Origin of the sequence: Pseudomonas wayambapalatensis (assembly GCF_049942315.1) — a bacterium.
Classification (GTDB): Bacteria; Pseudomonadota; Gammaproteobacteria; order Pseudomonadales; family Pseudomonadaceae; genus Aquipseudomonas; species Aquipseudomonas wayambapalatensis.
Map to the genome: position 1 here is coordinate 1 of NZ_JBNFMU010000020.1, position 7,972 is coordinate 7,972.

Here is a 7,972-nt window from a genome sequence, read left to right on the forward strand (position 1 = left end):
CACGGGCCAGGGCCACACGCTGCTGCTGGCCACCGGAGAGCTGGCTGGGGTATTTCTTTTCACTTCCGGTCAGGCCGACCAGCTCGAGCATTTCGGCGACGCGCTGACGCGACTGGTCGCGGCTGCCGTCCGTCAGGCCATAAGCGATATTGGCTTCGACAGTGAGGTTGGGGAACAGCGCGTAGGACTGGAACAGGATGCCGTAGTCACGGGCCTGGGGCGGCAGATCGGAAATATCCCGTTCGCCGATGTACAGCGAGCCACGGTCCTGGCGTTCGAGGCCGGCGATGCAACGCAGCAGGGTGGTCTTGCCGCAGCCGGAGGGGCCGAGCAGGCAGACCAGCTCGCCGGCGGCAATGTCCAGGGACACGTCGTTCAGCGCAGTAAACGCGCCGAAACGCTTGTGGATGCCGCGCACGTGCATGTGTGCGCCCGGAGTGGTGTGGTTCATGGCGGGGCCTCATCGAAGAGATGAGGGCCATGCTAGGAAGGCTGTGCGAAGGTTCTGTGGCGATTAGGGCAAAGCAGGTGATAGTGGCATTGGCGGATTTTGGTTGAGGGCCTGCGAACACAGGCATGGCACCGCGAACAAGCTGCAGGAAATCTAGAACCGAGCCCCCGCCACTTCCTGCGCTACCCCAAGAAACGCCGCCGGCAAGCGCGCCTGGCGCCGCTCCTTCAGGCAATACAGGTACTCGTGCATCAGCGGCGCGCCCTCCAGTGCCAGCACCCGCAACTCCGGGGTCAGGGGCACTTCATGGCGGGCAATGACGCTGATGCCGATATTGCGCAGCACCGCTTCGCGAATCGATTCGCGGCTGCCGATTTCCAACAGCGCACCGGCCTTCACCCCGGCCTCCTGCATCATCTGCTCGGTCAGCTTGCGCGTGGTCGAACCCGGTTCGCGCATCAACAGGCAATGCCCGGCGAGGCCTTCGATGCCCACCGCCTGACGCTGCGCCAGCGGATGGCTGCGGTGCACGGCCACGACCAGCGGATCGCTGCCCAGCACCCGGCGCACCAGGCGCGCATCCTCGACCAACTGCGACGAGGCAGCGATGTCCACCCGGTACTCCTCGAGCATCTCCAGCACCTGTTGCGAGTTGCCGATCTCCACCGCCACCTCGACCTGGGGCAGGCGTTCGCGGAACACCTTCACCAGGTCGAGAATGTAGTAAGGCGCGGTGGCCGCGACCCGCAAGCTGCCCTGGGCCTGGCCGCTGTTGCGCAGTTCGAACTCGATGTCCGCCTCTTGCTGCAGCAAGGCCTTGACCCGCGGCAGGAGCCTGGCGCCCTCCTCGCTCAGCACCAGGCGTCGGCCCCCCCGGTAGAACAGCTCGACCGCGTACTGGCTCTCCAGGTTGCGGATCTGCGTGGTCACCGTGGGCTGGCTGAGCCCAAGCTTCTTCGCCGCCAGCGTGATGCTGCCCAGGCGGGCCACCATGTAGAAGGCTTTGAGCTCCGATGCGAGCATGGCACCTCGTTATTTGCGCAACAGGCGCAAGCCGTTGAACACCACCAGCAGGCTCACGCCCATGTCGGCGAACACTGCCATCCACAGGGTGGCCATGCCGGCAAAGGTGATTGCCAGGAATATCGCCTTGACCCCCAGTGCCAGGACAATGTTCTGGATGAGGATCGCAGCGCTCTGGCGCGACAGCCTGACGAACGCCGGGATTTTGCGCAAGTCGTCGTCCATCAGCGCCACATCCGCGGTTTCGATGGCGGTGTCGGTGCCGGCCGCCGCCATGGCGAAGCCGATCTCGGCGCGGGCCAGGGCCGGGGCGTCGTTGATGCCGTCGCCGACCATGCCCACGCGGTGGCCTTGAGCGTAGAGGTCTTCGATGGTCTTGAGTTTGTCGGCAGGCAGCAGGTTGCCCTCGGCGCGATCGATACCCACCTGGGCAGCGATGGCCTGGGCCGTGTGCGGGTTGTCGCCGGTCAGCATGACCGTCTTGATCCCCAGCTCATGCAACTCGGCGATGGCCTGGCGGCTGCTGTCCTTCACGGTATCGGCCACGGCGAACAGTGCCAGCGGGCCGGAGCGGTCGAGCAGCAGCACGACGGTCTTGCCTTGGCGCTCGAGCTGGTCGAGCTGAGCTTCCAGCGCAGGCGAGCACAGGCCCAGTTCCTCGACCAGTCGATGGTTGCCCAGGTGATAGGCCTGGCCATCGATCTCGCCACGCACACCGCGCCCGGCCAGCGCGGCGAACTCCATGACATCGCTGAGGGCGATGTTCTGCGCCTTGGCATGCTGGGCAATAGCGCGCGACACCGGGTGGTCGGAACGCTCTCCCAAGCTCGCGGCCAAGGCCTGGGCGCGATCCTCGAACAGCGGGTCGAGCGCCTTGAAGTCGGTCTGCACTGGCTTGCCGTGGGTGATGGTGCCGGTCTTGTCCAGGGCCAGGAAGTCCAGCTTGCGCCCGCCCTCGAGATAGACACCGCCCTTGATCAGGATGCCCTTGCGCGCCGCCGCAGCCAGGCCGCTGACGATGGTCACCGGGGTCGAGATCACCAGCGCGCACGGGCAGGCCACCACCAGCAGCACCAGGGCACGGTAGACCCAGTCGAACCAAGCACCGGCCATGAACAGCGGCGGGATGATCGCCACGGCCAATGCCACGGCGAACACGGCGGGGGTGTAGATGCGCGAGAACTGATCGACGAAGCGCTGGGTCGGCGCCCGCGCGCCTTGCGCCTCTTCCACCGCCTTGATGATGCGTGCCAGGGTCGATTGCCCGGCGCCAGCCGTGACGCGGAACTCAAGGGCACCGGCCTGGTTGATGGTGCCAGCGAAGAGTTTGTCGCCCACAGTCTTCTCGACAGGCAGGCTTTCGCCGGTGATCGGTGCCTGATCGACGCTGGATTGCCCACTGACCACCTCGCCATCCAGGCCGATCCGCTCGCCCGGGCGCACCCGCACCCGTGCACCGATGGCCACCTCACGCACCTCGACCTCACGCCATTGGCCATCCGCTTGTTGCACGGTGGCCATATCTGGCGTCAGTTGCATCAGGCCGCTGATGGCGTTGCGCGCCCGGTCCAGCGAGCGTGCCTCGATCAGTTCGGCGATGGTGAACAGCACCATGACCATCGCCGCCTCCGGCCACTGGCCGATCAGCACGGCACCGGTCACGGCGATGCTCATCAGCGCGTTGATGTTGAGGTTACGGTTCTTGAGCGCGATCCAGCCCTTCTTGTAGGTGCCCAGGCCGCAGCCGAGGATGGCTGCCAGTGCCAGCAAGGCCACCACCCACTCCGGCGCCAGCGCGGAGAAGTGCACGATTTCGGCGCCAATCGCGGCAATACCCGACAATGCCAATGGCCACCAGCGGGTCTTGTGGGCAACAGGGGCGCTGGCGCTGCCAGCGTCGTCTGCAGCCAGGGGCTCGGCCTTCATGCCCAGGCTGTCGATGGCACGCTCGATCTGCACGGTGCCGTCGAGGGTGTGGCGCACGCCGAGGATGCGGTTGATCAGGTTGAACTCCAACTGCTCGATGCCAGCAAGCTTGCCAAGCTTGTCCTGGATCAAGGTCTGCTCGGTCGGGCAGTCCATCGCTTCGATGCGAAAACGGCTGAGGCGCGCCTGGTCGCTGGCCTTTTCGGTCAGTTGCACGAAGGCCGGCGCCGCTTTGCTGGCACAGCAGCTGTGGGCCTGGGTGTCGTGGCAGGAGGACTTGGCGCCATGCTCATGGCCATGATCGTGCTTGTGGTCGTGGTCGTGACTGACAGGCTGGTTCATAGGTTCGCCCTGATGGAGAGTGCCCACTGACGGGGGGTTGTTGCCAAGTGAACACCCTGTAGCCACTATAGGGTCAAGCGATCCAATGGAGATTTCGTCATGAAGATCGGAGAACTGGCCAAGGCCACCGACTGCGCCGTGGAAACCATCCGCTACTACGAGCGCGAGCAATTGCTGCCCGAACCCGCCCGCACCGACGGCAACTACCGCCTGTACACCCAGGCCCATGTGGAGCGTCTGACCTTCATCCGCAACTGCCGAACCCTGGACATGACACTCGACGAAATCCGCAGCCTGCTGCGCCTGCGCGACACCCCCGAAGGTGCGTGCGGCAGCGTCAATGCGCTGATCGACGAGCATATCGAGCATGTGCAGGCGAGGATCGATGGTTTGATGGCGCTGCAGACGCAGCTGGTGGAGTTACGCAGGCAGTGCAATGCACAGGGGGATGAGTGCGCGATCTTGCAGCAGCTGGAGGTCAATGGTGCGGTGTCGGTGCCGGAGACCGAGCATTCGCATGTGGGGCGTAGTCACGGGCATTGAGGCCGGTAAAGGCCTCTGCCCGTGAAAAGAGCGACGCGGCCTCGAATCAGACCGCCATCGGCGCCGTCATCGGCGCATGATGCTCATACCCTTCCAGCCAGAAATCACTCGGCTCGATCTTTTCCAGCCACTCCGGCTCATACACACCGGTCTCGGCAAACGCCGGCACACGGTCGCTGATCACCAGCTTCGGCGCTTCCAGCGGCTCGCGCTTGAGCTGCTCATTGAGCATGTCCAGGTGGTTCTCGTACACATGGGCATCGCCGATGAAGTAGGTGAACCAGCGCGGGGTATAGCCGGTCAGGCGCCCGAACAGCGACAGCAGGGCCGCACCTTCGGTGAGGTTGAACGGTGTGCCCAGGCCCAGGTCGTTGGAGCGAATGTAGAGCGTGAGGGAAATTTCCTTCGTCTCGACATTGGGGTGGAACTGGTACAGCAGGTGGCAGGGCGGCAGCGCCATCTCGTCGAGCTGGGCGCAGTTCCAGCCGTGGAACAGGATGCGTCGGCTGCCCGGGTCGTTGGCGATGGTGTCCAGGCACTGGCGCACCTGGTCGATGGCCTTGTAGAGGATGACGAATCCCTGGCCATCTTCCTCGTCCTTGGCGATCTGGCGGAAACCGGCCTTTTGCGCCATTTCGATGGCGGCCGGGTTGCTCAGCGGGATGCGCTTGTAGCCTGGCCACTGGCGCCATTGCACGCCATAGATCTCGCCGAGGTCGTCATGACCCTGGCGGAAGGGGTTGGCCAGCCATTGGGCGTTCTCGTTGGCGTTCTGGTCCCAGACCTTGCAGCCGAGGTCGCGAAACTCGCCGGCGTTCTTCACGCCGCGCAAGAAACCGACCATCTCGCCGATCGCCGACTTGAACGCCAGCTTGCGTGTGGTGATGGCCGGGAAACCCTTCTGCAGGTCGAAGCGCAACATGGCGCCCGGCAGGCTGATAGTGCGGATACCGGTGCGATTGCCCTGCAGCGTGCCGTTCTCGATGACGTCGCGAACCAGGTCTAGATACTGTTTCATGGCCTACCTGTAGCAAGCACGGCAGGGGGATCGCCCCTGCCGTGGAATTATCAGTGGGCGGGTGTCGCCGTGGGTTTGCGATTATAAGCCCACCAGATCAAGGCGAGGCCAGCGACGATCATCGGTATGCAGAGAATCTGACCCATGGTCAGCCAGCCCCACGCCAGGTAACCCAGCTGTGCGTCCGGTACGCGGACGAACTCGACGATGAAGCGGAAGATCCCGTAGAACAGCGCGAACATGCCGGAAACCGCCATGGTGGGGCGTGGTTTGCGCGAGAACAGCCATAGGATCAGGAACAGGGCCACACCCTCCAGTGCGAACTGGTACAGCTGCGAGGGGTGACGCGGCAACTGCGCCGGATCGCTGAACGGCGGGAAGATCATCGCCCATGGCACGTCGGTCGGCTTGCCCCACAGCTCGGCATTGATGAAGTTGCCGATACGCCCGGCACCCAGGCCGATCGGCACCAGCGGCGCGACGAAGTCCATCAGCTCGAAGAACGACTTGTTGTTGCGCTTGCCGAACCACAGCGCTGCCAGCATCACGCCGATGAAGCCGCCATGGAACGACATGCCGCCTTTCCACACTTCGAAGATCAGCGTCGGGTTGGCCAGGTACTGGTGCAGGTCGTAGAACAGCACGTAGCCCAAGCGCCCGCCGACGATCACGCCCATCGACAGCCAGAAAACCAGGTCGGAGAGCTTTTCGCGGTTCCAGGTCGGGTCGAAGCGGTTCAGCCGGCGCGAGGCGAGCAGCCAGGCACCGCCGATGCCGATCAGGTACATCAGGCCGTACCAGTGGATTTTCAGCGGCCCGAGGGCCACGGCCACGGGGTCGATCTGCGGGTAAGGCAGCATGGTGGTTCCTCTAGATCAAAAAGCTAAGGCCGACGCAGAACAGCAGCGCGGCAAACAGGCGCTTGAGCAGGCGCGGCGACAGCTTGTGCGCCAGACGCGCGCCGAAGCGGGCGAAAAACATGCTGGTGACGGCAATGCCGACCAGCGCGGGGAGATAGACGTAGCCCAGGCTGTGCGCGGGCAGATGCGTTTCGTTCCAGCCCAGGATCATGAAGCTCAGGGCACTGGCCAGGGCGATTGGCAAGCCGCAGGCCGACGAGGTGGCCACGGCCTTCTGCATGGGCAGGCTACGCCAGGTAAGAAAAGGCACCGTGAGCGAGCCACCACCGATACCGAAGATCGCCGAGGCCCAGCCGATCACCCCACCCGCCGCGATCAGCCCAGGCTTGCCGGGGATGCCACGGCTGGCCTTGGGCTTGAGGTCGAGAGCCATCTGCAGCGACACCAGCAGGGCGAACACGCCGATGATCTTCTGCAGCATCGGCCCCTGGATCAACGAGGCGGTCTTGGCGCCAATGCCGGCGCCAATGAGGATGCCGACAGTCATCCACAGGAACACCGGCCACTGTACGGCCCCCTTGCGGTGGTGCTCCAGCACGGCATTGATCGAGGTGAAGACGATGGTCGCCAGCGAAGTCCCGACCGCCAGGTGCGTGAGGATCGAGGCATCGAAGCCCTGCAGGGTGAAGCTGAACACCAGCACCGGCACGATGATGATGCCGCCGCCCACGCCGAAGAGCCCGGCCAGTACGCCGGCGCAGGCGCCCAACAGCAGATAGAGTACGAATTCCATTCGCCGACCCTGTGAATACGATCCGGCATGGTAACGGAAGCCGGGGCTGCGCCTCTAGTGAACTCTGTGTCAGGTGATGGAAGTGCAGGCAGGCTGTGGGTAGAGTGGCACAAAACACTGAGGCCACCCCATGTGCCTGATCGTATTCGCCTGGCGGCCGGGGCACGCCCTGCCGCTGATCGTCGCGGCCAACCGCGACGAATTCTATGCCCGCCCTACCCAGGCGCTCGCCCCCTGGGACGATGCCCATGGCGTACATGCCGGGCGCGACCTCGAAGCCGGCGGCACCTGGCTGGGTATCGGCCCGGCCGGGCGTTTCGCGGCGCTGACCAATATCCGCGACCCTCGCCAGCCGCTCGGGCCACGCTCGCGCGGAGAACTGGTGGCGGCCTTCCTGCAGGGAGACCTGGGCGTCGAGGCGTATCTGGACCAGGTTGCCAGCCGCAGCGCGCAGTACTCGGGGTTCAACCTGCTGGTGGGCGATGGCGAGCGGCTAGGCTATCTGCACGCCCGCGACCCGGCGCCACGGCTGCTGTCACCCGGCGTGTACGGGCTGTCCAACGCCGGGCTGGATACGCCGTGGCCAAAACTGGTGAAGGCGCGCTCGGCGCTGGGCCAGGCGCTGGAATCGGCAGACCCGCAGCAGCTACTGGCGCTGCTGGCCGATGGTGGGCAAGCACAAGATGGTGAGTTGCCGGAGACCGGCGTAGGGCTGGCGACCGAGCGGTTGCTGTCGAGTGTGTTCATTGCCAGCCAGAATTACGGGACGCGGGCAAGTACCGTGCTGATCGTGGATGATCAGGGCAGAAGGCGGATGATCGAGCGCAGTTTCGGGCCCTTTGGTGGGCATCTAGGGGAAGTGGAACTGAATCTCGTGTGACTTCTCAGGCCCCTTCGCGGGCAAGCCCACCCCTGTGGGAGCGGGCTTGCCCGCGAAGGGGCCTGAGAAGTCACACGAGATTCAGTTCCACTTCCCCTAGATGCCCACCAAAGGGCCCGAAACTGCGCTCGATCAT

8 protein-coding genes are annotated in these 7,972 nt (G+C 64.7%); 2 read left to right on the forward strand and 6 right to left on the reverse strand.

Translation table 11 applies throughout. From position 1 onward, the window contains the following. The 3 genes from ACPZMI_RS00260 to ACPZMI_RS00270 all read right to left on the reverse strand — a co-directional run. Positions 1–451, reverse strand: a 451-nt coding sequence (locus tag ACPZMI_RS00260; RefSeq protein ID WP_426351428.1) for an ATP-binding cassette domain-containing protein, incomplete at its 3' end; no start/stop codon positions are given. A gap of 153 nt (positions 452–604) precedes the next feature. Continuing rightward, positions 605–1,474: a LysR family transcriptional regulator gene (locus ACPZMI_RS00265; RefSeq protein WP_186710672.1), complete on the reverse strand. Its 870-nt coding sequence runs from the start codon at positions 1,472–1,474 to the stop codon at positions 605–607. A gap of 9 nt (positions 1,475–1,483) precedes the next feature. Beyond that, on the reverse strand, positions 1,484–3,742 hold the full coding sequence (locus ACPZMI_RS00270) for a heavy metal translocating P-type ATPase (RefSeq protein ID WP_426351429.1): 2,259 nt from the start codon (positions 3,740–3,742) through the stop codon (positions 1,484–1,486). A 99-nt stretch (positions 3,743–3,841) separates the two neighbouring features. Between ACPZMI_RS00270 and cadR the strand changes: the two genes are divergently transcribed. Continuing rightward, positions 3,842–4,285 (forward strand): cadmium resistance transcriptional regulator CadR, encoded by a 444-nt coding sequence (cadR, locus tag ACPZMI_RS00275; protein WP_054891134.1) that lies wholly within the window; start codon positions 3,842–3,844, stop codon positions 4,283–4,285. A gap of 46 nt (positions 4,286–4,331) precedes the next feature. Here cadR and ACPZMI_RS00280 read toward each other — a convergent pair whose 3' ends face one another. From ACPZMI_RS00280 to ACPZMI_RS00290, 3 genes are read right to left on the reverse strand one after another with little or no spacing between them, the layout of a single operon-like run. Then, on the reverse strand, positions 4,332–5,303 hold the full coding sequence (locus ACPZMI_RS00280) for a thymidylate synthase (RefSeq protein WP_426351430.1): 972 nt from the start codon (positions 5,301–5,303) through the stop codon (positions 4,332–4,334). 50 nt (positions 5,304–5,353) lie between these two features. Further along, positions 5,354–6,163, reverse strand: coding sequence for a prolipoprotein diacylglyceryl transferase (gene lgt, locus ACPZMI_RS00285; RefSeq protein WP_054891132.1), 810 nt, complete (start codon positions 6,161–6,163; stop codon positions 5,354–5,356). Between the two features lie 10 nt (positions 6,164–6,173). After that, on the reverse strand, positions 6,174–6,956 hold the full coding sequence (locus ACPZMI_RS00290) for a sulfite exporter TauE/SafE family protein (RefSeq protein WP_186665532.1): 783 nt from the start codon (positions 6,954–6,956) through the stop codon (positions 6,174–6,176). Positions 6,957–7,086: 130 nt separating this feature from the next. Between ACPZMI_RS00290 and ACPZMI_RS00295 the strand changes: the two genes are divergently transcribed. After that, the gene (locus ACPZMI_RS00295; protein ID WP_186665531.1) at positions 7,087–7,836 is read left to right on the forward strand and encodes an NRDE family protein; all 750 of its coding nucleotides are present in this window, start codon (positions 7,087–7,089) and stop codon (positions 7,834–7,836) included. Positions 7,837–7,972 lie beyond the last annotated feature (136 nt).

What these genes read in the sequence shown, in the direction of transcription:
- ACPZMI_RS00265 (WP_186710672.1), bottom strand. Translation starts at nt 1,474, where the DNA reads ATGCTCGCATCGGAGCTCAAAGCCTTCTACATGGTGGCCCGCCTGGGC.
- ACPZMI_RS00270 (WP_426351429.1), bottom strand. Translation starts at nt 3,742, where the DNA reads ATGAACCAGCCTGTCAGTCACGACCACGACCACAAGCACGATCATGGC.
- cadR (WP_054891134.1), top strand. Translation starts at nt 3,842, where the DNA reads ATGAAGATCGGAGAACTGGCCAAGGCCACCGACTGCGCCGTGGAAACC.
- ACPZMI_RS00280 (WP_426351430.1), bottom strand. Translation starts at nt 5,303, where the DNA reads ATGAAACAGTATCTAGACCTGGTTCGCGACGTCATCGAGAACGGCACG.
- lgt (WP_054891132.1), bottom strand. Translation starts at nt 6,163, where the DNA reads ATGCTGCCTTACCCGCAGATCGACCCCGTGGCCGTGGCCCTCGGGCCG.
- ACPZMI_RS00290 (WP_186665532.1), bottom strand. Translation starts at nt 6,956, where the DNA reads ATGGAATTCGTACTCTATCTGCTGTTGGGCGCCTGCGCCGGCGTACTG.
- ACPZMI_RS00295 (WP_186665531.1), top strand. Translation starts at nt 7,087, where the DNA reads ATGTGCCTGATCGTATTCGCCTGGCGGCCGGGGCACGCCCTGCCGCTG.